Source organism: Paenibacillus sanguinis 2301083 = DSM 16941, assembly GCF_000374825.1.
Taxonomy (GTDB): Bacteria; Bacillota; Bacilli; order Paenibacillales; family Paenibacillaceae; genus Fontibacillus; species Fontibacillus sanguinis.
Genome location: NZ_KB895380.1, coordinates 288,084 through 312,954, shown reverse-complemented (window position 1 = coordinate 312,954; position 24,871 = coordinate 288,084). Strand labels below are relative to the sequence as shown.

Here is a 24,871-nt window from a genome sequence, read left to right as displayed (position 1 = left end):
TGACTTGGCTTTGACCTGTGAGAGACCATCCTGAGGAGGTATAGAAGATGCACAAGACAGTGGTTATTGGCACCGGGCCTGCTGGACTGACGGCAGCGATTTATTTGGCCAGGGCGAACCTGAGCCCCATCGTCATCGAGGGGCTGGAGCCGGGAGGGCAACTCACCACCACCACGGAGGTTGAGAATTTCCCTGGATTTCCAGAGGGGATTCAAGGGCCAGAGCTTATGGACCATATGCGTAAGCAGGCGGAACGGTTTGGCGCTGAATTTGTCACAGGTTGGGTGGAGAGTGTGGACTTCTCCGAACAACCGCTTCAGGTGAAGCTGGAAGGGGACAAAATTCTGGAGGCCTCGTCCGTCATCATCTCTACGGGGGCTTCGGCCAAGTATCTGGGCATTCCTGGCGAGCAGGAAAATGTAGGTCGAGGCGTCAGCACCTGTGCAACATGCGATGGCTTCTTCTTCCGCGGGAAGAAGCTGTTGGTTATTGGCGGGGGCGATTCTGCGATGGAGGAAGCGAATTTCTTGACGCGTTTTGCTTCTGAGGTTACGGTGGTGCATCGGCGTGAAGAGCTGCGCGCCTCGAAGATTATGCAGGATCGCGCCAGGGCCAACGAAAAAATCTCTTGGGCGCTGAACCGCTCGCCGCTGGAGGTGGTCACGGCAGAGGGGATTGTCAAAGGGTTGAAGGTCCGTCATAACGAGAGCGGACAAGAGGAGTTGCTGGAGGCGGATGGCATATTTGTGGCCATCGGTCATACGCCGAACACGAAGTTCCTGAACGGAGCCATTGAGACGGACGGGCTAGGTTATATCGTTGTGAAGCCGGGAACGACGGAGACAAATGTGACGGGTGTATTTGCTTGTGGCGATGTGCAGGATACCCGTTATCGGCAAGCGATTACCGCAGCCGGGTCAGGGTGTATGGCGGCCATGGATTGTGAGAAGTTTCTGGAGGGCAGTATGGTCCATGACTGGAGTGGACTGGCAGGCTCGTAAGGTTTTTTAAGTAAAAAAGGATGCTGGCCGTATTACAATGTACCCTATAAGATAGACACTTTTAAAAAGGTCATCTTGTAGGGTACATTTTAGCTTAGAAGGTGGGCCTCGCATCCTTTTTTGTATACGATATTTGGTACAAACAGCCTCGTACATTCAGGAAAATCAGCTCAAGGCTGCCCGACAGAGCCAAGGCGAAGCCTAGACTAGGCTTGCATCCGCCGGACAGTGTGTCACTTATAACAGCCAAGTCCGGTACGCCTAGGGGGAGACGGCGGATAGGTTATATCGCCTTGCGGCGGAAATAAAGCAAGCCAGCAGACAAGAAGACGATAAAGCTGCCGATGACTGTAATGACAAGACTTTCGTAGGGAAGGTTGACGGCCACATAATTGCCGTCCCCTCCGCGTGGCATCATCGCCAGTAGCGGCTGGGCCCAAGGGTAGAACGGCCCGATCCGGGCAGAATTGACAATCAGCAAATTGGGAATCGTCAACGACACGTTGACGGCCAAAGGAGCTGCAAAGCTGGACCATATCAGTGAGATGCCAAGCTGCAAGGTCACCAGCGGCAGGCAGGCGATCAGTCCCCCGAGCAGGCTTGTGACGATCATCCCCCATGGGATCGGGGCGCTCACCTGCTGAACGAACCCAACAATCAACAGGGCGGCAAGGAATAGCAGCTGCGATAGGGCTAGCAGAGAGAATACGATGAGCAATTTGGCGAAATAAACCGCACTGCGAGAGATGGGCAGGACCAGAAGCTGCTTCCAGCCGCCGCCTATATGCTCGTACCGACAGATAAATGAAGGGAACAAGCCGGCCATAATCGGCAGAAAGAGCAGTCCGTGCAGCATGGCCATGGCCTCAAGCAAGGTTCTCCAGGCTTCGTTGTCCGGCGTATGCGACAAATCCGCAAGGACGCCAATCAATGCGGCGAGGGCGGGGCTTGCCAGAAGAACCATCCAAAGATGGGAACGGGCCATTTTCAGGCGTTCTGCGGCGAGCACATGAAGGAATGTCTTCATAGGTTAGTCCACATCCTTTCGGTTAAAGTGAATCATTCCCATGAGCAGGATGAAGCCTCCTGTCAGGAGGCCAGCCAGAATGAACCATTCCCGGTGTGGCCCGGTGAAGCCGAAGACGGGCCAGTTAAGCGGGAACTGTGCAGGCAAGCTCATCATAAACGGAGAAATGATCGAAATGGTCACCCCCAGCGAAACCGGCAAGGACGGGTTGCGGTAGGTGAGCGAAAGCCAAAGCTGCAAGGCTAACAGCGGCAAGGCTGCCAGCAAAGGATAAAAACCCATCCGTGCCAGATCAGCATAAGGCATCAGGTGGCTGTCAAATCCGAAGCATAATCCCAAGATGACCGTGCCAATGGGCAGGAGAATGCAAGATACCGACAGCAGCAGGAAGCATAGCAGGAACTTGGCGCTGAACACTGCTATGCGGGAGATGGGCAGGGCCAGCAACTGCTTCCAGGAGCTGAGCTGATGCTCCACGTTGGCCACCAGTGAACTGACCAGTGTGCATCCCAGGTACAAGGCAATTGGCACAAAGGCGCAGATATTAGTCAGCAGCCCACCCCAAGGGTCATCAGCGTACCGTACGCTCAAGTAGTCGAAGCGCAGGCCATAATTAAGCGCCTGCATGACAACGAGCCCCACAGGGGCCAAAACAATCAGGAACCAGATCCCCTTGCGGCGAATTTTCAGAAAGTCGGCAGATAGAGAACGTAACATCATAGCTGTCCACGCTCCCCAATGACCTGCATGAAAATATCCTCCAGCGATTTCTTCTTCTGCTCCACCCTGTAGATGCTGTGCCCGTTCTCTACCAGCCGTTTGACGAGATGGGCAACTTGGGCATCGGCCATTCCCGGAAAGGTGAGCACGCCGTTCGTCGCTGTTCCGCTCGCACCAAGGTCGCGGGCAATCCACAGTGCAGAATCCGGCTCCGATACAGTAAACTCCATATTATGCGCGGATTTCAGACGGAGGTTATCAATGGTATCCTGGAACACCAATTGACCCTCGCGAATAATGCCTACCTTGCTGGCCATCAGTTCCATCTCGCCTAGCAAGTGGCTGGATACCAGTACGGTAATGCCGTACTGCTCCGGCATATGCTTGATTAATTCACGAATCTCGTGAATGCCTGAGGGGTCCAGCCCGTTCGTAGGCTCATCGAGAATGAGCAGATCGGGGCTGCCCAGCAAGGCGGAAGCGATGCCTAGCCGTTGCTTCATTCCCAGAGAGAAGCCCTTGACTGGGCGGCGAGCCTCACTGGTCAGCGACACAATCTCCAGCACTTCATGGATTCGTGATTTCGGCACTTGTAGGATGCGACGGACGGCCTCCAAATTGTCTATAGCGCTCAAGTGGCCGTAGTAGGAAGGAGATTCGACGAGAGAGCCTATATGCCGGAGGATCTCCAGCTTGTCCTTGGGCATGTCACGCCCAAAGATGCGGATGGACCCGCCGGTTGGCTGAATCAGTCCCAGCAGCATCCGGATCGTTGTTGTCTTCCCGGCGCCATTAGGTCCAAGAAAGCCATAAATATCCCCTTTGGCAATTTCCAGATTCAAGTGATCAACCGCCATGCGGCCGCGATATGTCTTCGTTAAATCCTTCGTTTGAATGATCATCTCACTCACAATTTATCACCTCGTGGATGATCATATCGTCTTGAGGTTAAAAGCAAAGAGGGAGGAAGTTTAAGATTGGTTTAAATTAAGTGTGAAGACAGAAGGAGCACAAGAAGAATACGAAAGAGCGCCCCTTAATCGGACGCTCTCAAAGGATAGATTGATATTGCCGTGCCCGCTGGGGAAGTTTGTGTCTTCCAGGCAAGATACATCTCGCGCAGCAGCAGGTCGACGATTTGCAGGCCCAGGCCGGAGCCGTGAGAGGTGGAGACAACCTCCATGCCGGGCCCGTGGTCGCTAATGACAAGGGCTTCGGCTCCGTTCTCCGACTTCACCGAAATGCCCACATATCCGCCGGAGCCAGCATGGCGGACAAGATTCTGGAACAGATTGTCCAGCACCCGGCGAAAGCCCTGGGCATCTACGGTCCAATACAAAGGCTGCTCCGGCAACTCGATGTCTGCGCTAATGCCGGCCTTCTCCCAGACCGGATACCAGGCCGCAGCGCTCTCACGTACTATCCGCAGCACATCCAGCCGCTCCATGGACAAGGCGTAACGCTTGCTGGTGAGCAGGCTATAGGAGAGTAGGTGATCCATCAGCCCGGAGAGATCGCTAATTTTGGTCTCCATAAGAGAGAGCGACTGTCTGCCCCGATCCGTCAGAGGCTCTTGCCGCAGTGAATAGAGATGGCTGCCCAGCACGGTAAGCGGCGTGCGGAGGTCATGAGAGAGATGACTGATCAAGCTCTTTCGCAGCCCTTCTTCCTCCTGCTCACGCTGTCGGCTACTCTCCAGCTTGTACAGCATCTGGTTAAACGCTTGTTCTAATCGGCCGATCTCATCTGACCGTCCCTCCTGGATCGGTGAGGGCAGCCCGCTTGCTCCCGTTCGGTTCATGGCCGCTTCCAGCCGCAGCAGCCGCTTGCGAATATCGCTGAAGAACAAGACGGACAGCAAAACGAAGGAACCAAGCATGATGGCCAGAAACACGCCATAAAAGCGCCCATCATCCCGCCCCTCATTGGTAATCACCATAAGCTTGCGGGGCAACTCGAAGACCATAAAGCCTTGCTGTGCTTCTTCACTTCCGCCAATAAAGGCGACCACCGTGAACGGGTCTGCGTTCACCCTGGCCTTCATGAAAGCGATGGTATCCTCCAGCGTCCAGTGGGCAGGAACGTCAGCCTGCTCCGGGAGCTGCAATTGGGTGTTCCCCGTCGAGTCCACCCAATACATGGCGGCATCGGGGTATTTGTGTTTCATTGTCTGCAGTGTGTCCCCAATCACTTCAGGTGTGGCATTCCGTAGCTTGGCAGAGGCTTGATGCCAATCCGCTTCAATCTCGGAACCATTACCATACGGGCGAATAGGGGGGGCCGTCCCCTTGGGGTCAAGCAGCAGATTGACGCCCCAGGAAGCGATAAAGCTGACGGGAATGAGCACCGGGATGAAGCACAGTGCAATTGCCAGCAGTAGCACGTAGCGGGTCAGCAGTGATTTGCGGGGTTTGCGAAGCTTCAATGGCTTCATGCTCTCACCCGATAGCCGATCCCCCGAATGGTCTCAATGACCTCCGGGTTGGCAGGGTCGCGCTCCAGCTTTTCCCGCAAATGGCGAATATGGACCATCAAGGTCTTGTCTCCATCAAGATAAGGCTCATTCCATACCGCCTCGTAGATTTGTTCCTTGGTTAATATCTGCCCGAGGTGGCGCAGCAGAAAAGTAAATATATAAAACTGCTTCCCGGTCAGGACGATCTCTTCCCCGGTGGCTTCGTCGATAATCCGGTTCTCCTTTTCATATATTAGCAGGTGCTTCAACCGGATGGGCTCTGCGGCAGGTGATTCCCCGCTGCGGCGCAGCAGCACTTCAATTCGCGCGGCAAGCTCGTCGGGATGAAAGGGCTTGGTCAAATAATCGTCGGCAAACTTCAGTCCCTGCAGCTTATCGTCGATGGACGTTCTGGCAGATAACATCAACACGGGCAAATCGGGATATTGCTGCTTCAGACGTCCTCCAACCGTAAATCCGTCCAGGCCGGGCAACATCACGTCCAGAATCACAAGGTGCTGATGGGCAGCCTGCTCCACCGCCTGCTCGCCGCTGGTCAGCCAGGTCACATCATACCCTCGCTCCCGCAGGTTCTCACTTACCCATTCACCGATTTCAATATCATCTTCAATATATAGCAAGCTTGTTATAGGCATAGGTAAATTCCCCCCTTTTTCTATTTTGGCAAATACGAGGCAAAAAAGAAACGGGATGTAGGCAAGATTTACTCATTTCTTTTGTGACTGCAATCACAAAGTGTGAATTTTCCTCATGCTACATTGTACCTGAGAATGGTTATCATTAAAAAATATCAAGACGATCGTGAAGGTTCTATGTCTTTGCAGGGAGACGAAAAAGCTTATGATTTCTATAGAGAAGGGAGCAGTACGCAATGAGCGAGTTGATCAATAACCGTGAATTTGGGGCGCAGAGTCAAGGCCGCCGTCAGGAGCTGCTGAAGGAGATCATCAAAGAACTGCACCAGGGTAAAAGCGTGGAAGAGGTCAAGGCGCGGTTTGAAGAAGCGGTGGGTGATGTGACCGTTACGGAAATTTCAGCCATGGAACATGCATTGATGGAGGAAGAAGGCATCCCGGTGGAGGAGGTACAACGGCTTTGCTCCGTGCATACCTCCATCTTCAAGGGATCGATCGAGGAGCTCCACCGCTCATCGAAGCCAGAGGAGCAGCCCGGACATCCAGTTCATACCTTTAAGCTGGAGAACCGGGAGATTGAACGGCTGGTGAATTTTAAATTGCAATTGCACCTGGATAAATATCGCAAGGATGGTGGTGCGGAATTAACCTTCAAGCTGCTGGAGGATTTGAATCTGCTGATGGACCTGGATAAACATTACAGTCGCAAGGAGAATTTGCTGTTCCCGTATCTGGAGAAGTATGGAATTTACGGGCCAACAACGGTTATGTGGGGCGTGGATGATGGAATCCGCATGATGATTAAGGAGACGAAGGGCAAGCTGACAGACGGGAGTGCCGATAAGGAGACGGTGTGTCTTGACCTGGAGCGGATCATCAAGGAAGTTAATGAAATGATCTTTAAGGAAGAGAACATCCTGTTGCCGATGGCATTGGAGAAGCTGACCGAGGACGAGTGGTTCAGCATCGCTAAGGAGAGCGATGAGATCGGCTTCTGCTTGACGGCTCCGGAGCAGGAATGGATTCCTGAACGGGTACCTTTACAGGCCACTCCAGGGGAAGATATGAACGCGGATGCTGCTGCGGGGGCGGAACAGGGCCAACAGGAGGACCAGCCGTCACAGGGTTTCGTCAAATTCGAGACCGGGCTGCTGTCCGTGGAGCAACTGGAGGCCGTCATGAATCACCTGCCTGTAGACCTGACATTTATCGATGAGAACGATATAGTTCGTTATTTCTCTCATGGCAAGGAACGGATATTTGCCCGGACGAAGGCGGTCATTGGCCGCACCGTGCAGAACTGCCATCCTCCGCAAAGCGTTCACATCGTCAACCAGTTATTGGCCGATTTTAAGGCAGGGCTTAAAGATGTCGAGGATTTCTGGATTCCGTTCAAGGATAAATTCGTTTATATTCGCTATTTTGCGGTTCGCAGTGAAGATGGCCGGTATCTGGGCACTCTGGAATTCACGCAAAATATTGCGCCGATTCGTGAACTGGAAGGACAGAAGCGGATCATGTCTTGAGCTGGCTTGTGCCGATATTGTTAAATCTATGCATTTCGCCTACCCCGGTGTGCCCAGCGCGCGCCGGGGTTTTCCTCATTCCTTCCTGCGATAACATACGCTGAACCCCTGTTCCTGCTGGGATTTGCCACAGCTTGCTTCTCTTGACCGAATAGGAGGGTTCGCTTATAGTTGGTAACGTAGGAGAAGCATATTATTTGAGAAAAAGGTGGCTTGTAAATATGTCTGAAAACATCTACATTGGCGTTGACCTGGGCGGCACCGCAGTGAAAGTCGGCATTTGCAATGAGGAAGGTCAACTTCTTCATACCTATGAAGGCCCAACTGAAGTGGCAAGAGGTGCAGATGTCATCGTTGCCAATATCGAACACTATGTCCGCACCGTGGTGGAGCAATCTCCTTTTGCCTGGGAGCAGGTAGCTGGGGTAGGCGCAGGTGTTGCGGGATTTACAAATGTTCGTGACGGGGTTATTATTTTGGCGCCAAATGTAGGTTTGAAAGATTTTCCGATTCGCGCGATTCTGGAAGAGCGACTCGGCAAGCCGATCAAAATAGATAATGATGCCAATGTGGCGGCGCTGGGCGAAGCTTGGGGCGGCGCTGGCAAAGGCATCGACAATTGTGTCTGCTATACGCTGGGCACTGGCGTAGGCGGTGGAATTATCATTAACGGGAAAATTTATCAAGGATTCTCCGGCATGGCTGGAGAGCTTGGACATATGTCCGTTGTGCCTGACCTGGAGGCTATCGGCTGCGGCTGTGGTCAAATGGGCTGCCTGGAGACGGTCTCTTCGGCAACCGGAATTATTCGTATGGCGAACGATGCCGTGGCCCGTGGCGATCGCACTTCCCTGTCTCAGGTGGAGACGATCGCAGCCAAGGATGTCTTCGATGCAGCGAAAGCGGGCGACGAAGCATCCATTCGCATTGTCAACCGTGCGGCCTTCTATCTAGGTAAATCAATGGCTGCTGTGGCTGTTGTGCTTAACCCGGAATTGTTCATCGTAGGCGGTGGAGTATCCAAAGCCGGCGATATCCTGTTCAACGAGGTCCGCAGCGTGTTCGCCAAACTAACCCCAGCACCTGTCCAAACGGGTATGCAGATTGTTCCTGCCACGCTCGGCAATGATGCGGGTATAGTTGGAGCTGCCGGTCTGTTCTTGCGGTCTTAATACAATAAAATAGATAAATGGATGGTGTGGAATCAACGATGGGACAAGGTGAATCTCACGAGGAGGGAACTATGATGCCGGATAAAGAAGTAGGCTCGGTCGCCAATCTGATTATTATTACAGGCATGTCAGGGGCGGGTAAATCCCTGGCTGTACGAAGCCTGGAGGATCTCGGATTTTTCTGTGTAGATAACTTGCCACCGGTATTGATTCCCAAATTTGCCGAATTGATCGAGCAGTCCAAGGGCAAGATCGCTAAGGTAGCTCTGGTCATTGATTTGCGTGGCCGCGAGTTCTTTACAGCGTTATCGGAGTCCCTGGCTTACATCAAAGAGCATTTTACGATAAAATGCGAAATATTGTTTCTGGATGCCATGGACTCTGTGCTGGTGCAACGCTACAAGGAGAGCCGCCGCCGTCACCCGCTGGCTCCTGAGGGGATGCCGCTGGACGGCATTCGCCTGGAGCGTAAAATGCTGGATGAGCTTCGCTTGTCCGCTACTCAGCTTATCGATACCAGCAATATGAAGCCAGCCCAACTCAAGGAGAAAATCATTTCTCGCTTTTCGCATCTGGAGAGCAGCAATCTGTCGGTGAACATCACCTCGTTTGGGTTCAAATACGGCATTCCTATTGACGCCGATCTAGTATTTGATGTGCGGTTCTTGCCGAACCCGCACTACATTGAGCAGCTTCGTCCGCACACAGGACAAGACAGCGATGTATATGAATATGTTATGAAGTGGCCAGAGACGCAAACCTTCCTGACCAAGCTGCTGGATATGCTGCATTTTTTACTTCCGCAGTACCACAAAGAGGGCAAAAGTCAGGTCATCATCGCTATCGGCTGTACCGGCGGGAAGCATCGCTCTGTCGCTATAGCTGAATATCTGGGCCGAATGCTCGGTGCAAGCGAGATGGAAACGGTTCGCGTCAGCCACAGGGACGAGGGCCGGGATCGGTAACAAGACCCTGTGAACTCGAGTTAAGAGGTGAACCTAGTGACACATCGGGCCAAGGAACCCAGAATTCCACGGATCGTCGTGATGGGCGGAGGAACCGGACTATCCGTCATGCTTCGCGGCTTGAAAGAGAAACCGCTTGATATCACGGCTATCGTAACTGTAGCTGACGATGGAGGCAGCTCCGGGATTTTGCGTAATGAATTGCAAATGCCGCCACCTGGCGATATTAGGAACGTGTTAACCGCATTGGCTGATGTAGAGCCCTTGCTGTCTGATATGTTGAATTACCGTTTTGCAACAGGCTCGGGATTAGCCGGGCATAGTTTGGGCAACCTGATCCTGGCGGCTATTACCGATATTTCCGGTGATTTTGTAACCGCTGTTCGGGAGTTAAGCCGCGTGTTTGCGGTTCGCGGGCGTGTGTTGCCTGCTGCCGGACAGGCAGTTGTATTGCATGCGGAGATGGAAGACGGCGTCTGTGTCACCGGAGAATCCAAGATTCCCGAGGCGCGTGGTAAAATCAAGCGAGTGTTTCTGGAGCCGGAGATCGTGGAGCCTTTGCCGGAGGCCGTGCAGGCCATCCAGGAAGCCGATGCGATTCTGATCGGACCCGGAAGCCTGTATACGAGCATCATCCCGAACTTACTGGTGCCTAAACTGGCCGAAGCGGTCCTGGAGAATACGTCTGCGATCAAAATTTTCATCTGCAATGTAATGACACAGCCGGGTGAAACGGATAATTATACGGTCAGCGATCATCTGCAGGCGGTCTATGATCACGTGGGGCAGCACTTATTTGATTACGTTATTGTGAATGACGGAGAAATACCTGCACAGGTTCAAGATTTTTACGCTGAGAAGGGAGCCAAGCCTGTACAAGTGGATTGGGACAATGTTACCGGGCAAGGCTATAAGGTGATTGCGGATACGCTGGTGATGTTCCGCCGTTATTTACGGCATGATGCTGATAAATTAAGCCAGCATATTTACCAACTGGTGCAAAACTGGATTTTAAGAAAGAGGTGAGTCCCTTGTCCTTTGCGGCGCAAACCAAAAAAGAACTGACCATGGTCGAAGCCTCAGCTTGCTGCGAGCAGGCTGAATTGTCCGCGCTGATTCGCATGAACGGCTCGGTGCAGGTTTCGAACAAAAAGGTGATTTTGGATATCTCGACGGAAAACGCCGCGATTGCAAGGCGAATCTATTCCTTGCTGAAGAAGCATTTCCAAATTCATACTGAGCTGCTGGTCCGCAAGAAGATGCGTTTGAAGAAGAACAATGTGTACATTGTGAGGATTCCAGGACGGGTGGAGGAAATTCTTCGGGAGTTGAAGATCGTCTCCGAAGGGTTTATTTTCACCACGGGGATTAATCCGCAGCTTACCCGGAAAAACTGTTGTAAACGGGCATACCTGCGAGGGGCTTTCATGGCTGGAGGCTCGGTCAATAACCCGGAGGGGGCCTCGTATCATCTGGAGATCGCGTCAATGTACGAGGAGCACTGCAAGGCACTGGTGGACCTGGCTAATGAATTCCATTTGAATGCGCGTTGCATCGAGCGGAAGAAAGGGTTTATTTTCTATATCAAAGAGGGCGAGAAAATTATTGAGCTGCTAAGTATTATCGGAGCGCATCAGGCGTTGTTCAAGTTTGAAGACGTACGGATTATGCGGGATATGCGTAATTCCGTGAACCGGATCGTGAATTGCGAAACGGCCAACCTGAACAAGACGATTGGGGCCGCCGTGCGACAGATCGATAACATCAAGCTGCTGGAAAAGGAAATAGGCCTGGAAAATCTGCCCGACAAGCTGCGGGAGGTCGCGGAGGTTCGCCTAGCCCACCCTGATATCAACCTGAAAGAAGTGGGTGAACTGTTGAAGGGAACGGTCAGCAAATCGGGTGTAAACCACCGTTTACGCAAGATTGATGAGCTTGCCGAAAAAATTCGCGGTAGCTAAACTGCTTTTCGCTAGTGTGTTGCCTATTCTGTATGCTATAATGATATAAATTATATGTCCACGAATGTGATTATGTTGATTGAATTCGTATAGGGGGTAAGTTTTCATGGTCAAACACCCGGTTACCGTTCGTTTGAAGACGGGGCTCCACGCTAGACCGGCTGCGCTTTTCGTACAGGAAGCGAATAAATATTCTTCCGAAGTTTTCGTTGAGAAGGACGATAAAAAAGTCAATGCCAAGAGCATTATGGGGATTATGAGTCTTGCAATCAGCACAGGCACCGAGATTTATATCAGTGCGGAAGGTGCAGATGCCGAACAAGCAGCAAGTGCTTTAATCAGCTTGGTCAGCAAGGAAGAGTTGGAGAATCAATAATTTTCTGACGTAGGAAAACGAAGGGATGTATCCGTTTGAATAACGGGTTCATCCTTTTTTTGCGTGTGCTGCAACATTTGTCCAGTGACCACGTCTAGAAGGTAAATGTAGCAACATCAAAAATGAAAATGGAGGTCATATATTATGAAGACATGGGTGAAGCCCGCCGCAGTGTTGGCAATTGCAGGAGCAATGATAGTGGGAGGTGCCTTCCTGCCCGAAGGATTGAACTCTCCAAAGACGGTGCATGCTGATGGAGCCACTCAGCGAAATATTGTCACGGTTGAAGGAAGCGGTAAGTTGTCTGTGAAGCCGGACATCGCTTATTTATCGATAGGAGCGGCTACGGAGGCGAAGACGGCGAAGGAAGCGCAAAGCGCTAATGCAACCAAGATTGCAGCATTGACGAAGCTCTTGAAGGAGACTTGGGGGATTGCCGACAAGGACATTCAAACAGGAAGCTTCTATGTACAACCGAATTATAGCTATAATGAACAGGAAGGACAGCAAATCAAGGGATATTCGGCTCAGCATACGTTAGAGGTCACTTATCGCGATCTGGAGAAGGTTGGTCAATTGCTTGATGCAGCCTCAGCCGCCGGGGCCAACCGCATTGATAATATCAGCTTCAGTACCGAAAACCCTGATCAGTATCAAGAGCGAGTGATTCAGAAGGCCGTGGACGATGCTGGCAAAAAAGCGCAGGCTATTGCTAAAGCAACCGGGCGCCAAATTGGTGCAGTCATAAGTGTTAGCCAAGGCAGCATGGCTACGCCGATGTACAGAGAGAGCTATGACATGCTGGAAAGCGCCGGAAAAATGGCAGGTCAAAGCACTGCGATTGAACCGGGTGAAATTGATCTGCAAACGACACTGACGGTGATTTACGAATTGAAATAAAAATAGGGGAGCGGCATTTCTTACTGATTTCGAGTCAAGTTAAAAACTTTTTCTAGGCTCTGGGTTGATTCCGTAGGCTGGGTAGCACATGGAACGAACCCAGGGCTTTTTTGCTGTTTTTTGTAGAACGCTGCTGAGCGGTAACTAGGGCTTTCATTAATAGTATGGTATGAAGGGGACTAAAATGTTGGAATATTTTAACTCAATAAGTAATTAAATTTGTAGAATTGTGTAGTTCTCTCAAAGCTCTTAATGATTTGAGAAATATTTTTAATTGACATATGGTAAATTGTTCTATATAGTGATTAAAAAAAGAAAAATGTGGGATTGGAGGTATATCCTTGAATTCGTCGTATCTTGATGATTTGAAGCTCGATTCATTAGTTGACTTACTAAAGGCCACTTATACGCTAGAGGATTGGGACAAAATGATTGAAATTTCAGACAAGCTTTATCAGGCTACTCAGAAGCTCGAGGAAAATACTGAATTTAAACAATCCCAATGTGAAAGACATATGATTTACTACATCGGGCATAGCCAATTAGCCAAGGGAATTGCGTTGCAAAATAAGGGATTATATCGTGAATCAAAAGCGCTTATAGAAAAGTATAGCGACCTAAGCTGGTTGGATGATGGAAGTGATGAGGCAAAGAAGGAAATAACCTCATTCCGTATGTTTGCCAAAGCTAATATGCTGGCCGTAAACATCCTTGAAGGAGATCTTGACTACCTTGAACCATATGTTCATTTTTTAAGAGAATCCAGAATTGATGAATTAATGCCGGGTTTACTTAACATTATTGAATCTTCGTTAATTCATGGTTTTGAAATTGACGATTTGCTAGCGTCGTTTAAACATAAAATTGCTAGAGCCATCGAGTATTATAAGCATAAAAGGGCTTTATACATAATGAAAGCTCTTTATAAACTATCATTATACTATCTCACGAGAGCAGATAAAATTGTTGCAATAGATACAATATTACAAGGTTTGGAATTTTCTGATATGCTTGAAGATAATAAAGCCTTTAAAAGATTTGTTGTAATTTTTGAATCAACAAGAATGTACGCCAGTGCAGATCAGCAAGAGAGATATTCTATGATTATTGATCAAATTCTTAAGGAGGAATTGAGTAATGAAAAAAGCATATGTATCCATGATGGTCATTTTTTGCCTGCTTAGTGTAGTTTCGGGGCCTGTGTTATCCAATACAACTATTTTTACTACAAACAGCCATGGAATGGAACATTAGTTTCCAATAGATTTGAAGAAGGTGCTTACCAATTTAATTGGGGGCACTTTTTTCATTTTTAAGGTTTCTTGAAGTATTGACATCAAAAAAATCATTTGATATATAAATTATACCATATTTACCATTTTTAAATAATGGAAGGGGGCTGTTTTTAGGTTTTATGGGCTAGTTCCGATTTTTATAAATAAATGGGAAAGGTGATTGTCTAATGAGATTACTAGCAAAAAAGTTGATTACATTGCCGATGTTGGTATTTCTCTTAAGCTTTTTCTTTGGGTCCACCAGTTATGCTTACTTAGAGGTCAATGCTAGTATTGATTATGGATGTAGCCGAAGTTATGTTCAGGGTACTGTGTCTGCAGATGATGCTCCTGGAGCACCAGTATTTGAATATACCCGTGTATATATGGAATTTTACGAGGATGGTATTTTCAGAGGTTCTAAGGAAGATGATGGCTACCCTGCCTCAGGAGTTCAGACAGAATATTGTAAACATCCAAGTTCTTCAAGCTATTGGATGCCTTATAACATATACCGAGAGACGGATTCAGGTGTAGGTGATGATTTAGGTGGTAACGTATACTGGTGATAAGGAGATGATTGAAAGTGAATTTCAAAAAAAAGGCAATTATATTTTCTGCAATAGCTGTACTTGCCACGACTTTTGCTTCTTATTCATTTGCTAGCAATGATCATAAGCCTAGTTCTGAAGTTAAGCCTTTAATATTGGATGAAAAGGCAACTGTTCATGATCATAAGTCTTTTGTTGAGGTCACTAAACCTGAAGTTTTAAATTTCTTAAATGAGAGTTGGAATAAGGGAAGAGAAAAATTAATTGAGATTAAAGGTGAAAATATAAAAAACTGGAAATTAATCAATGCAGGCGATGTTGATATTGAATTTGTTAGAAATCTGGCGAAAGAGGAAGCAAATTCATTCAATAAAGCTTTCTTCAGCGAAGAAAGAAAAAATTCCTTGCAAATAGGTGATCGCTTTCCTGCCTTGCTTTTGAGCGATTCATTAGATGATGCTATTTTATTCTGGGAACGCGAAAATGGAAATATTGTTTATATTGAAATGAGCAAAACGGTTAATGCAAAAGGTATAACTAAAAATAATATTTGGTCTAATGGACCTGCTGTGGACATCAAATAGCTTCAGAAGAACTTGTTGAGCAACCGTGTAGAGTTGAACAGCAGATGTTAAGATATTTATGCAGTCTGAGTTGAGGAGTGGCGTTATTCTTCGCGGAGTATATGCCACTTCTTTTTATTTTTTGAGGTCAGATACATATGTGTAAATTATTTTACATAAAAGGTGGTTATCTTCACTGATTTAATCTTGAAAAAGTTAAGATTGTATCAGTGAATAAACTATTGTAACCCTCGGGAAAACAAGGTATAGTGAATATGCGAAAAAATCAATTGTTTAACAGGTTAAAGCCATACCAATGGATATGGCTTTTTTTTCTTAAGTGAAGTAAGTACTAAATTCAGGAGTTGATGCCAAGATGATTGAACTGGCCGCTGTAGAGAAACGCTTTGCCGGACAGGTCGCCTTGCATCCGCTATCGCTCACCATTAAGGAAGGTGAATTCCTTACCTTGCTGGGCCCAAGCGGCTGCGGCAAAACGACGATTCTGCGTATGATCGCCGGGTTTGAACAGCCCACCGGAGGGAAAATCCTGCTGGATGGGCAAGACCTGACGAATCTGCCACCGAATCGCCGGGATTTGAACCTTGTGTTTCAACATTATGCTTTGTTTCCGCATATGACGGTGGAAGAAAATGTCGCCTTCGGGCTGAAAATGAAAAAAATGCCGGCACAGCAGCAGCGGGAGCGCGTGCAGGAAGCGGTTGAAATGACGCAATTGACCGCGCTGACCAAACGTTACCCGCATCAATTATCCGGTGGACAACAGCAACGGGTCGCTATCGCGCGGGCCATTGCCAATAAGCCGAGGGTCCTTCTGTTGGACGAGCCGCTTGGCGCGCTGGATTTGCAGCTTCGCAAGAGCCTGCAAGCGGAGCTGAAGCAGTTGCAGCGAAGCCTGGGCATCACTTTTGTTTATGTGACACATGACCAAGAGGAAGCGATGATGATGTCAGATCGCATTGTCGTTATGAATAGCGGCCGAGTGGAGCAGATCGGTACTCCGAAGGAAATCTATGCCCAGCCAGCGACACTATTCTCCGCGACCTTTGTGGGAGAGAACAATGTATTCTCACGAGATGGCGAGTTATTTGCCGTTCGGCCGGAGAAGCTACAGGCGATTAGTGGTGACGCGATCAGTGGAGCCAAGCGCAGTGGCGAGGTGCTGGATGTGCTGTACCTGGGCGGTGTCCATAAGCTGGTCGTTCAGCTTGATAATGAGCCGATGCGTGTATCGGTCGTGCTTGGCGGTGAAGATGAGCGATCCTGGCAAGTTGGAGAAGCGGTTGGGGTGAATTGGAAGTCGGAAGATGAGGTGGTTATCGGCTCATGAGAAGATCAAGCTTGAATATGCTGCCGGTCCTCTTGTGGCTGTGCCTCTTTCTGGTCGTTCCCATGCTGATTGTTGTCGGCATCTCCTTTATGGGCCGGGACGACCTCGGCAATGTAGTGCCCGGCTTTAATCTGGAATCATACAAGCTGTTTTTTGATCCACTGTATCTGGGTATTTATTGGGATACGATTGTGTTGTCGGTGCTTACAACGGTATTGTGTCTACTGCTAAGCTATCCATTAGCGTACTATATTGCTAACGCCGGCCCGAGAATGCAAACCTGGGGCCTTGTCCTCATTACAGTGCCATTCTGGATTAATTTCCTGATACGGACCTATGCGTGGGTGCTGTTACTGAGGACACAGGGCGTCGTGAATGAACTTCTTCTGGGAGCTGGCTTGATTCAGGAGCCGCTGCAGATGCTGTATACCAAAGGAGCGGTGCTGCTGGGGATGGTGTATACCTTTATCCCGTTCATGGTGCTGCCGATTTATGTCGCTTTGGAGCAAATGGACAAGAAGCTCCTGGAGGCGGCTTCCGACCTTGGGGCGACCCGATGGAAATCGTTCTGGCATATCACGCTGCCGCAGACCAAATCGGGTATTATGACCGGATCGGTGCTAGTCTATGTCTCGACAACAGGGATGTTCGTGGTTACGGACATTCTTGGGGGCGCGAAAGCAGCGATGATCAGCAACATTATTCAAAGCCAGTTCCTGGGTGCTCGCAATTGGCCGTTTGGCTCGGCGTTGTCGGTCATTTTCGTGATTACGTCGCTGATTATGATCCTGCTCTTTAATCGGGCGATGACCTCACGATATCAATCGTCGCGGGAGGTGCGCTCATGAGGACAAAAGATCATTCAATCCTGGGCATACACTCCTTGCTAGTAATGATCTTCATTTATGTACCCATTGGATTCATTGTGGCGTATTCGTTTAACAGCTCCAGACTGGCTGCGGATTGGAGCGGCTTTACGTTTGAATGGTACATCTCGTTATTTCAGAACCGGCATGTTATGGAGGCACTTACCAATAGCTTGATTGTGGCTGCCGTCTCGACTATCGTTTCGACAATATTGGGTACGTTGGCTGCGCTGGCTATGCGTAAGCTGGGGAGACGCTTGAAGACGGGAATGGGCGGATTATTGTATCTGCCGATTATCATACCGGACATTATAATGGGGTTAAGCTTGCTGGTCTTGTTTAATCAAATCAACATGCCGCTGGGCAAGATAACTATTATCATCGCCCATATTACCTTTAGCTTGTCTTATGTTTATGTTGTCGTAACGACTCGATTGTCGGGGATGGGGGGACAACTGGAGGAAGCGGCTCAGGATTTGGGTGCCAGCGCGTGGCAAACCTTCCGCTATGTGACTCTGCCGCAAATTTCGCCTGGTATTATATCCGGCGCACTAATAGCGTTCACTTTGTCGCTGGATGATTTTATGGTCAGCTTTTTTGTCAGTGGACCGAATTCGACGACGTTGCCCATATATATTTACGGGCAGGTCAAACGGGGTATTTCCCCGGAAATTAACGCGCTGTGTACGATTTTGATCGTGGTGACGGTGACTTTGATTTTTCTGGCGCAATTTATGTTGAATCGTGGCAAAGGCCAGAAGAAAAAGTCTATGCTGCCATTCTGAGTTCTTGTAGTGAAAGGCTATCAGATGAACTAAAGAGCATGCATAATAAGCAAGATATTGTAAAGACAAGAAGGGAGATCGAGAATTGAAAAAAATGAAATGGGCTGGCCTGGTGCTGGCGGGAATGATGGTAACAGGACTGTTGTCCGGGTGCGGATCGTCCAAAGAAACACTCAACATTTATAGCTGGGCCGATAACTTTGACGAGGAAGTGCTGGAGCAGTTCGAGCAAGAGTTTGACGTAAAGATCAACTATGACGTGTTCGCCAACAACGAGGATTTGCTGGCCAAGATCAAGGCAGGTGGCGGCGGCTATGATTTGATTCAACCGTCGGATTACATGGTAGCTACCATGATTAAACAGGACCTGCTGGCGCCGCTGGATATGAATAATATCCCGAACTTTGAGGGGTTGGCGGAAGCGTACAAGAACCCGTCCTATGATCCGGGGAACAAATACTCCATCGTCTATATGTCAGGGGTCACGGGAATTGCTTACAACACCAAATATGTTAAAGACGAGATTGATAGCTGGGAAGACCTCTGGAATCCTGCATATAAGGGCAAAGTCATCTTATTGGACGATAACCGGGAAGTCATCGGAATGGCGCTCAAGAAGAACGGTCACTCCAACAGTTCTACGGACGAAGGCCAGATTAATGCGGCTGTAGCTGACTTAAAGAGCCTGCTGCCTAGCGTGCTAGCCTTTGATACAGATAACATCAAGCAGAAGATGATTCAGGAGGAAGGCTGGATTGCTACCGTATGGTCTGGCGATGCCTCCTTCATTGCTCAGGATAATCCGGATGTAGCTTATGTCGTGCCAAAGGAAGGCGGGACCATCTGGTCGGATAACTATGCCATTCCGAAGGATGCGAAGAATAAAGAGCTGGCTGAAAAATTTATCAATTTCATGATGACGCCGGAGATCAGTGCCAAGAACTATGAATCGATTGGCTACAGCGACCCGAATACGAAGGCAGCCGAGTTCCATAGTGAAGAATATTTAAACGACAAAATGATTAACTTGTCTGAAGAGGAACTTTCCCGTACCGAATGGCTTGGGGATGTGGGCGATAAGCTGCAACTTTATGACCGTCTTTGGACAGAGCTGAAGAGCGGCCGGGAATAGAGCGTTTCGGGGAAGACAGAGCAAATGGAATAGGTAGCGTCGTGGTTCCCCATGATTAGTGGAGAATTACGGCGCTTTTTTGTATTCTGGCTGTGTACATGAAAATCTTCCAGCAGGGTCATAATTAAAGTATTCAAAAGCAAAAGGGTGGCGATTACAGATGAAGCTAACTGTTAAATGGATGACGTTGTTTATAACTGCAGTGCTGCTGTTATCCAGTTCAAGTGTAGTGTCTGCTGCGGCAATGGCAATAGACTCCGGGATGGCGGTGAACCTGCATACGGGTGTGAATATGGGAGGAGTCCTTCCGACAGCTGCACCTAAGCAAGCCAATGTCACCATTACTAATCATACGATGGAGAAGAAAATTCCCGAGGCGTCGATTAAAGTTGATTATCCGCAGATCAGCGGGTTGAAGAACAAGTCGGTGCAGAAGAAAATCAACCGTTTGCTGAAGGAAAAAGCTGAGACATTCGTGGCCAGCTCGCTCAAGGAAGCCAAAGCGAGCCAGCCCAGCACGCCAAGCGGGAATCCTTATGAATATGTAGGCACCTACAAGGTGACCTATAACGCCAACGGGGTGCTCAGCTTGTATCAGGACACCTATTCGTACACAGGCGGCGCCCATGGTATGACTTACCGCGAGGGCTTAACCTTCCGTCTTAGCGATGGCAAGCTGCTTACGCTGGATGAGCTGCTGCGGGCAAATCCTAATTATCGCAGCATCGTTGATCCGGAGATTGCCAAGCAGCTTCAGCAAACGGAAGGCTACTTTGGCAATTTCAAAACAGTGGGACCTAATCCTTCGTATTATGTCAAGGATCAGGGGGTCACAATTTTTTTCCAGCTGTATGATTATCTGCCTTACGTCTATGGGTTCCCCGAGTATTATTTCCCGTTCTCCAAGCTGCTGCCACCAGGGGCCGATCCATTTAATTTCAAGACACGCTAAAAGATGTAGTAAAGCTGCTTGCATGGCATCCAGTCGTGTGAGCAGCTTTTTTTAAGATTATAGAATTTATAAGCTTTCAGCGGAGCTGAACAATTCTATAATCGCAAGCAAAACTGCCGCTTAACGTGGTCTGGCATCAAAGATAGTACATCGATAGATGTTTTTCTTATGGGGAGAAGGCGACAAACCTCCTTGCTTTTTGCGGTAAAACGTTTACAATAAATATCAGCTATCATAATGTTAACGTGAACATGAAATGATTGAGTTAAAATCTGAGATTAGATTGAAGGGAGCAGGGAAATGGCGAAGAAATTTTTGGGTAAAAATTTTCTGCTGAAGAGTGAGTCGGCTGAGGTGCTCTATCACCAGTATGCCAAGGAGCTGCCGATCATTGACTACCACTGTCACTTGAGTCCGCAGGAAATCTATGAGAACAAGACCTTTCGCAATCTGACGGAAGCCTGGCTGGGGGGAGATCATTACAAATGGCGGGTGATGCGGGCATGTGGTGTGGACGAGTCGTTGATTACCGGGGCTGCCGAGGATTATGACAAATTTCTGGCCTGGGCTTCGGTCATGCCGAAGCTGATTGGCAACCCGCTGTATCATTGGACGCACTTGGAGCTGCAGCGCTTCTTCGACATTCGGGAACTGTTGAATGAGCAGACTGCTCCGGCAATTTGGGAGAAAGCCAATGCCAAGCTGCAAGGGGAAGGCTTTGGAGCCAGAGACCTGATTATGAAGTCAAAGGTAACGGTGGTTTGCACGACGGATGACCCCGCGGATTCGTTGGAATATCATTTCAAAATCAAGGAGCTGGAGGGGTTTACGGCCAAGGTGCTGCCTAGCTTCCGTCCCGATAAATTTCTGGAGATCAACCGGGCAACCTTCAAGCCATGGCTAGGTAAGCTGGAAGCCGCGACCGGCAAGGAGATCAAAAGCTATGGGGACTTGCTTGCGGCGCTTGAAGCCAGAATCGACTTCTTTCACGAGGCGGGAGGTCGGGTGTCGGATCATGCGCTGGATACGATTGAGTATCGGGAGACGACCCGGAGGGAAGCGGATGCTATCTTCGCCAAGGTGTTGAGCAAAGGCAAGGTAACCCCGCTGGAGGAGAAAAAATACAAATCGTATACGATGCGTTTCCTGGGCCAGGCGTACGCGGTACGCGGCTGGGCGATGCAACTGCATATCCATGCCCTGAGGAATGTGAATACGGCGATGTTCAAGCAGCTTGGACCCGATACCGGCTATGATGCCATTAACGATGGTCAGGTAGCTGATGCGCTGGCCGGGCTGCTGGACGGCATTCAGAAGGCCGGGACACTGCCCAAGACGATTTTGTACTCACTGAATGCTAACGATTATGCCGTTCTGGCGAGCATCATGGGGAGCTTCCAGGGCGGTGGTGTTCCGGGTAAAATCCAGCTAGGCACGGCCTGGTGGTTTAACGACACGAAGGAAGGCATGATCGAGCAAATGAAGACTCTGGCTAATCTGGGTGTGTTGTCTCAATTTGTCGGCATGCTGACCGATTCCCGGAGCTTCCTGTCTTATCCGCGCCACGAATATTTCCGGCGTATCCTATGCGATGTATTGGGTGATTGGGTGGATCGGGGAGAAGCGCCTGAGGATTACGAGCTGCTCGGCCAGATCGTTACGGATATATGTTATGGTAACGCCGAACGCTATTTTGCATTTCCTGAATAGAAGGTAGAAAGGGCGCTTTTGATGTCTGCAACGATCAAGGACATCGCCAAGCTGGCGAATGTCTCACATATGACGGTCTCCCGGGCGCTCAACAACAGCCCGCTTATCAAGGAGGAGACCAGGCGCAAAATTAAGGAAATTGCCGAGCAGTTGAATTACGTTCCGAATGTGAATGCGAAGAGTCTGGTTCTGCAGCGTTCGCATACGATTGGTCTATTCTTTACAAGCATGGCCCGGGGAACATCCTCCAGCTTTCTGGCCGAGGTACTTCGCGGTGTGAACCAAGGCATCGGTGTCCAGTATAATTTAGTTCTTCGTGGTATTGATGATTATGAGCACTATACTCCGATTCACCGGCGCGCCTTTGATGGCATTTTGCTGATGAGCCAGAGCGAACGCGATGATGCATTCATCCAGCATGTACGTGAGCAGGGAATTCCCCTGGTCGTGCTGAACCGTGACATGGGCAAGCAAGATTCCGGGATTGTAAATCTGGCCTCAAATGATCGGGATGGGGCCGAGCAGCTAACCCGTTATCTCATTGCGGGCGGGCATACCCGAATCGCACTGATCAAGGGAATCTCGGGATATAAATCGACAGCGGAGCGGAATGAGGGTTATCAGCGGGCGATGGGTGCGGCAGGTCTTTCGACAAGTGAAGAGTACATTGTGGAAGGTCGTTATGACGTGGAGAGTGGATATCAGGCCATGCGGCGGCTGCTCTCCTTGCCGGAACGTCCCTCTGCTGTATTTTGCGGCAATGATGATATGGCCATCGGTGCGATGAAGGCAGCAGCCGAAGCAGGGGTGAGTATCCCGGAGGATATTTCCGTCGTGGGCTTCGACGATATCGGCTTCGCCTCCTACACTACGCCTCCGCTCACGACCGTGAAACGGCCGATTGAGCAGTTAGCTCTCATGGGGGCACGCAAAGTGCTGGAGTGGATTGAGCAAGGGACAGGCACCGGTGAGCGGGTGCTCATGGATACTCAATTCATCTGTCGGGAATCGGCAAGATCCCTGGTGTGAAGAGACTCAAAACAAACTCCAATCCTGCGGAAAGGAAAGTATTCCCGGGATTGGAGTTTGTTGTTTGAACTATTTTTTTAGAAGAGTGCTCTACTGGAGCTCGACAGGTATGAGCTGGAAGGTATTCACGTCAGCCAAGCCACGGTTGGTGATGCGCAGCTCCGGAATGACGGGCAGAGCAATCAGCGAGAAGGTCATGAACGGTGCGTTCAGCTGGCATCCAAGTGTTCTCCAGGCTTCCTCCAGTTGTTTCACCTGAGCTACGACCTTCTCTAGCGGCTGGTCCGACATCAGCCCGGCAATAACCATGGGAACGGCGGCGAGCACCTGGCCATCCAGGACAGCGATCATGCCGCCGCCCAGCTTGGCTAGTTCATTTGCAGCGAAGGCCATATCCTCGGCGCTGGTCCCCATGACCAGCAGATTGTGGCTGTCATGAGCAACCGTGGAGGCCACGGCACCACGCTTCAGGCCGAACCCCCGGGCGAATGCCAGCGACAGATCATCGGAGCCGCGATGGCGGTCGATGCAGGCGAGTGTGGCAATGTCCTGATCAGGAGCAGGACGCAGCATACCCTGGCTGTCCACCTTTATGGTAGCCGTACTCTTTTGCGTACGAGCGCTGTTCTCAATGACATCGATGACGTGAATGGTAGTTTCATTTTTACCACTGCCGTTGCTACGATAAAGGAAATCCTCAACGGTTAACGTACGCGTCAGATGAACAGACTGGCGAGCCTCCGGCGGATATTGGTAGACAGGGAAGTCGAAGCAAAGACTTCCGCTATCAAATATGACCTCACCATCCGTAATAACTGTGGAAGGCTCCATCCGGGTCAGATCGTCGATCAGCAGCACGTCTGCGAACTTGCCGGGCGCGAGACCGCCGACATCCCCGTCTACCTTAAAGTGGCGGGCCGTGTTGATCGTACTCATCTGAATGGCTGTCACCGGGTCGACGCCCTCCTCGATGGCACGGCGGACAACGTGATTAATATGGCCTTGCTCGATCAACGTTTGTGGATAGACGTCGTCGGTTACAAGGAGAATTTGGGCCGGATTGACGTGATCCTCGGTCACAACCTTGATGACTTCCTTGACATCCTGCCAGGCAGAGCCTTCCCGGATCATCAGATGCATGCCAAGCCGGAGCTTGGTCAGGCCCTGCTCCCGCGTAACGGTCTCGTGACAGGAGGTGACACCGGCAGCGATGTAGGCTTGAAGCAGGGCTTCGTCATCACTGGGGAAATGCCCGGTGACCGTCTTGCCGGCCTCCATAGTGGCCCGGATCTCGCCTAGCATCTTGGGGTCGCCATCGACCACACCAGGGAAGTTCATGACTTCACCAAGCCCCTCTACACCAGGCCAGGTCATACCGTCAGCGATGTCTTCGACGCCAAGCGCAGCACCTGCATCCTCCAGATGATCCGTGGCCGGCACGCAGGAGGGGAAGGTGGTGTATACCTTCAATGGCAAGCCTTGTCCTTCCTCGTGCATCCAGCGGACGCCGTCCCGGCCAAAAACATTGGCAATCTCATGAGGGTCCATAAAGATGGCGGTCGTTCCTTTGGCAAGGGCGGCCTTGGCAAATTCCGTGACCGATAGCATTGTGCTCTCGACGTGCATATGACCATCCAGCAATCCTGGAGAGATGTAGCGGCCATCAGCCTCAATGACCTTGGTCTTCTCGCCAATCGTATGTGCGGCGTTGCCCACGTAAGCAATTCTTCCGGCGGCAATGGCTATATCCGTGTGGGGCAGCAATTCTCCCGTATAAACGTTCACCAGAGTCCCGTTCTTGACCACCAAGTCAGCCTTCACCTGTCCCTTGGCGACATCTGCCAGCACTTGGCTAACCTCGTGTAGCTTCTTTCTCTCCGTTTGTTTGTTCATATGTTT

Annotated in this window: 24 protein-coding genes; 18 read left to right on the top strand and 6 right to left on the bottom strand. The window is 49.9% G+C overall.

What is annotated here, in order from left to right; translation table 11 throughout:
- Positions 1-47 precede the first annotated feature (47 nt).
- Positions 48-1,001 (top strand): thioredoxin-disulfide reductase, encoded by a 954-nt coding sequence (trxB, locus tag C557_RS0110710; protein ID WP_018751867.1) that lies wholly within the window; start codon positions 48-50, stop codon positions 999-1,001.
- Between the two features lie 283 nt (positions 1,002-1,284).
- Here the strand turns inward: trxB and C557_RS0110705 are convergent, their stop codons facing one another.
- The 5 genes from C557_RS0110705 to C557_RS0110685 all read right to left on the bottom strand — a co-directional run bounded on the left by C557_RS0110705 (position 1,285) and on the right by C557_RS0110685 (position 5,859).
- Positions 1,285-2,028, bottom strand: a complete 744-nt coding sequence (locus tag C557_RS0110705; RefSeq protein WP_018751866.1) for an ABC transporter permease — start codon at positions 2,026-2,028, stop codon at positions 1,285-1,287.
- 3 nt (positions 2,029-2,031) lie between these two features.
- On the bottom strand, positions 2,032-2,748 hold the full coding sequence (locus tag C557_RS0110700) for an ABC transporter permease (RefSeq protein WP_018751865.1): 717 nt from the start codon (positions 2,746-2,748) through the stop codon (positions 2,032-2,034).
- Positions 2,745-3,659 (bottom strand): ABC transporter ATP-binding protein, encoded by a 915-nt coding sequence (locus C557_RS0110695; RefSeq protein WP_018751864.1) that lies wholly within the window; start codon positions 3,657-3,659, stop codon positions 2,745-2,747. Before C557_RS0110695 ends, C557_RS0110700 begins: the two co-directional genes overlap by 4 nt.
- Before the next feature lie 125 nt (positions 3,660-3,784).
- Positions 3,785-5,182: a sensor histidine kinase gene (locus tag C557_RS0110690; protein ID WP_018751863.1), complete on the bottom strand. Its 1,398-nt coding sequence runs from the start codon at positions 5,180-5,182 to the stop codon at positions 3,785-3,787.
- On the bottom strand, positions 5,179-5,859 hold the full coding sequence (locus tag C557_RS0110685; RefSeq protein WP_018751862.1) for a response regulator transcription factor: 681 nt from the start codon (positions 5,857-5,859) through the stop codon (positions 5,179-5,181). Before C557_RS0110685 ends, C557_RS0110690 begins: the two co-directional genes overlap by 4 nt.
- Positions 5,860-6,095: 236 nt before the next feature.
- Between C557_RS0110685 and C557_RS0110680 the strand changes: the two genes are divergently transcribed.
- The 17 genes from C557_RS0110680 to C557_RS0110600 all read left to right on the top strand — a co-directional run bounded on the left by C557_RS0110680 (position 6,096) and on the right by C557_RS0110600 (position 22,972).
- On the top strand, positions 6,096-7,385 hold the full coding sequence (locus C557_RS0110680) for a DUF438 domain-containing protein (protein WP_018751861.1): 1,290 nt from the start codon (positions 6,096-6,098) through the stop codon (positions 7,383-7,385).
- A gap of 221 nt (positions 7,386-7,606) precedes the next feature.
- The gene (locus C557_RS0110675) at positions 7,607-8,557 is read left to right on the top strand and encodes an ROK family glucokinase (RefSeq protein WP_018751860.1); all 951 of its coding nucleotides are present in this window, start codon (positions 7,607-7,609) and stop codon (positions 8,555-8,557) included.
- A 74-nt stretch (positions 8,558-8,631) separates the two neighbouring features.
- A complete protein-coding gene (gene rapZ / locus C557_RS0110670) occupies positions 8,632-9,522 on the top strand; it encodes an RNase adapter RapZ (protein WP_018751859.1) in 891 nt (296 codons plus the stop codon).
- Positions 9,523-9,603: 81 nt separating this feature from the next.
- A complete protein-coding gene (locus C557_RS0110665) occupies positions 9,604-10,548 on the top strand; it encodes a gluconeogenesis factor YvcK family protein (protein ID WP_051082438.1) in 945 nt (314 codons plus the stop codon).
- 5 nt (positions 10,549-10,553) lie between these two features.
- Positions 10,554-11,483 carry a DNA-binding protein WhiA gene (gene whiA / locus C557_RS0110660; protein WP_018751857.1) on the top strand — a complete coding sequence of 310 codons (930 nt, stop codon included), beginning with the start codon at positions 10,554-10,556 and terminating at the stop codon, positions 11,481-11,483.
- Between the two features lie 106 nt (positions 11,484-11,589).
- Positions 11,590-11,859 (top strand): HPr family phosphocarrier protein, encoded by a 270-nt coding sequence (locus tag C557_RS0110655; protein WP_018751856.1) that lies wholly within the window; start codon positions 11,590-11,592, stop codon positions 11,857-11,859.
- Positions 11,860-12,003: 144 nt separating this feature from the next.
- Positions 12,004-12,759 carry an SIMPL domain-containing protein gene (locus tag C557_RS0110650; RefSeq protein ID WP_018751855.1) on the top strand — a complete coding sequence of 252 codons (756 nt, stop codon included), beginning with the start codon at positions 12,004-12,006 and terminating at the stop codon, positions 12,757-12,759.
- A gap of 341 nt (positions 12,760-13,100) precedes the next feature.
- Entirely contained in the window at positions 13,101-13,943 is an 843-nt protein-coding gene (locus C557_RS0110645; protein ID WP_018751854.1) for a hypothetical protein, read from the top strand.
- Between the two features lie 278 nt (positions 13,944-14,221).
- Positions 14,222-14,602 (top strand): hypothetical protein, encoded by a 381-nt coding sequence (locus tag C557_RS0110640; RefSeq protein WP_154656207.1) that lies wholly within the window; start codon positions 14,222-14,224, stop codon positions 14,600-14,602.
- Positions 14,603-14,619: 17 nt separating this feature from the next.
- Positions 14,620-15,168 carry a hypothetical protein gene (locus C557_RS0110635; RefSeq protein WP_018751852.1) on the top strand — a complete coding sequence of 183 codons (549 nt, stop codon included), beginning with the start codon at positions 14,620-14,622 and terminating at the stop codon, positions 15,166-15,168.
- A 355-nt stretch (positions 15,169-15,523) separates the two neighbouring features.
- A complete protein-coding gene (locus C557_RS0110630; protein ID WP_018751851.1) occupies positions 15,524-16,498 on the top strand; it encodes an ABC transporter ATP-binding protein in 975 nt (324 codons plus the stop codon).
- On the top strand, positions 16,495-17,346 hold the full coding sequence (locus tag C557_RS0110625) for an ABC transporter permease (RefSeq protein ID WP_018751850.1): 852 nt from the start codon (positions 16,495-16,497) through the stop codon (positions 17,344-17,346). Before C557_RS0110630 ends, C557_RS0110625 begins: the two co-directional genes overlap by 4 nt.
- Entirely contained in the window at positions 17,343-18,149 is an 807-nt protein-coding gene (locus tag C557_RS0110620; protein ID WP_018751849.1) for an ABC transporter permease, read from the top strand. The genes C557_RS0110625 and C557_RS0110620 overlap by 4 nt, the downstream gene beginning before the upstream one ends.
- Before the next feature lie 85 nt (positions 18,150-18,234).
- A complete protein-coding gene (locus C557_RS0110615) occupies positions 18,235-19,281 on the top strand; it encodes an ABC transporter substrate-binding protein (protein WP_018751848.1) in 1,047 nt (348 codons plus the stop codon).
- Between the two features lie 160 nt (positions 19,282-19,441).
- Positions 19,442-20,233 carry a DUF3298 and DUF4163 domain-containing protein gene (locus C557_RS0110610; protein WP_018751847.1) on the top strand — a complete coding sequence of 264 codons (792 nt, stop codon included), beginning with the start codon at positions 19,442-19,444 and terminating at the stop codon, positions 20,231-20,233.
- Between the two features lie 300 nt (positions 20,234-20,533).
- Positions 20,534-21,943 (top strand): glucuronate isomerase, encoded by a 1,410-nt coding sequence (gene uxaC / locus C557_RS0110605; RefSeq protein WP_018751846.1) that lies wholly within the window; start codon positions 20,534-20,536, stop codon positions 21,941-21,943.
- A gap of 21 nt (positions 21,944-21,964) precedes the next feature.
- A complete protein-coding gene (locus tag C557_RS0110600; protein WP_018751845.1) occupies positions 21,965-22,972 on the top strand; it encodes a LacI family DNA-binding transcriptional regulator in 1,008 nt (335 codons plus the stop codon).
- A 90-nt stretch (positions 22,973-23,062) separates the two neighbouring features.
- Here C557_RS0110600 and ade read toward each other — a convergent pair whose 3' ends face one another.
- Positions 23,063-24,865: an adenine deaminase gene (gene ade, locus C557_RS0110595; protein ID WP_018751844.1), complete on the bottom strand. Its 1,803-nt coding sequence runs from the start codon at positions 24,863-24,865 to the stop codon at positions 23,063-23,065.
- Between the last annotated feature and the right edge of the window lie 6 nt (positions 24,866-24,871).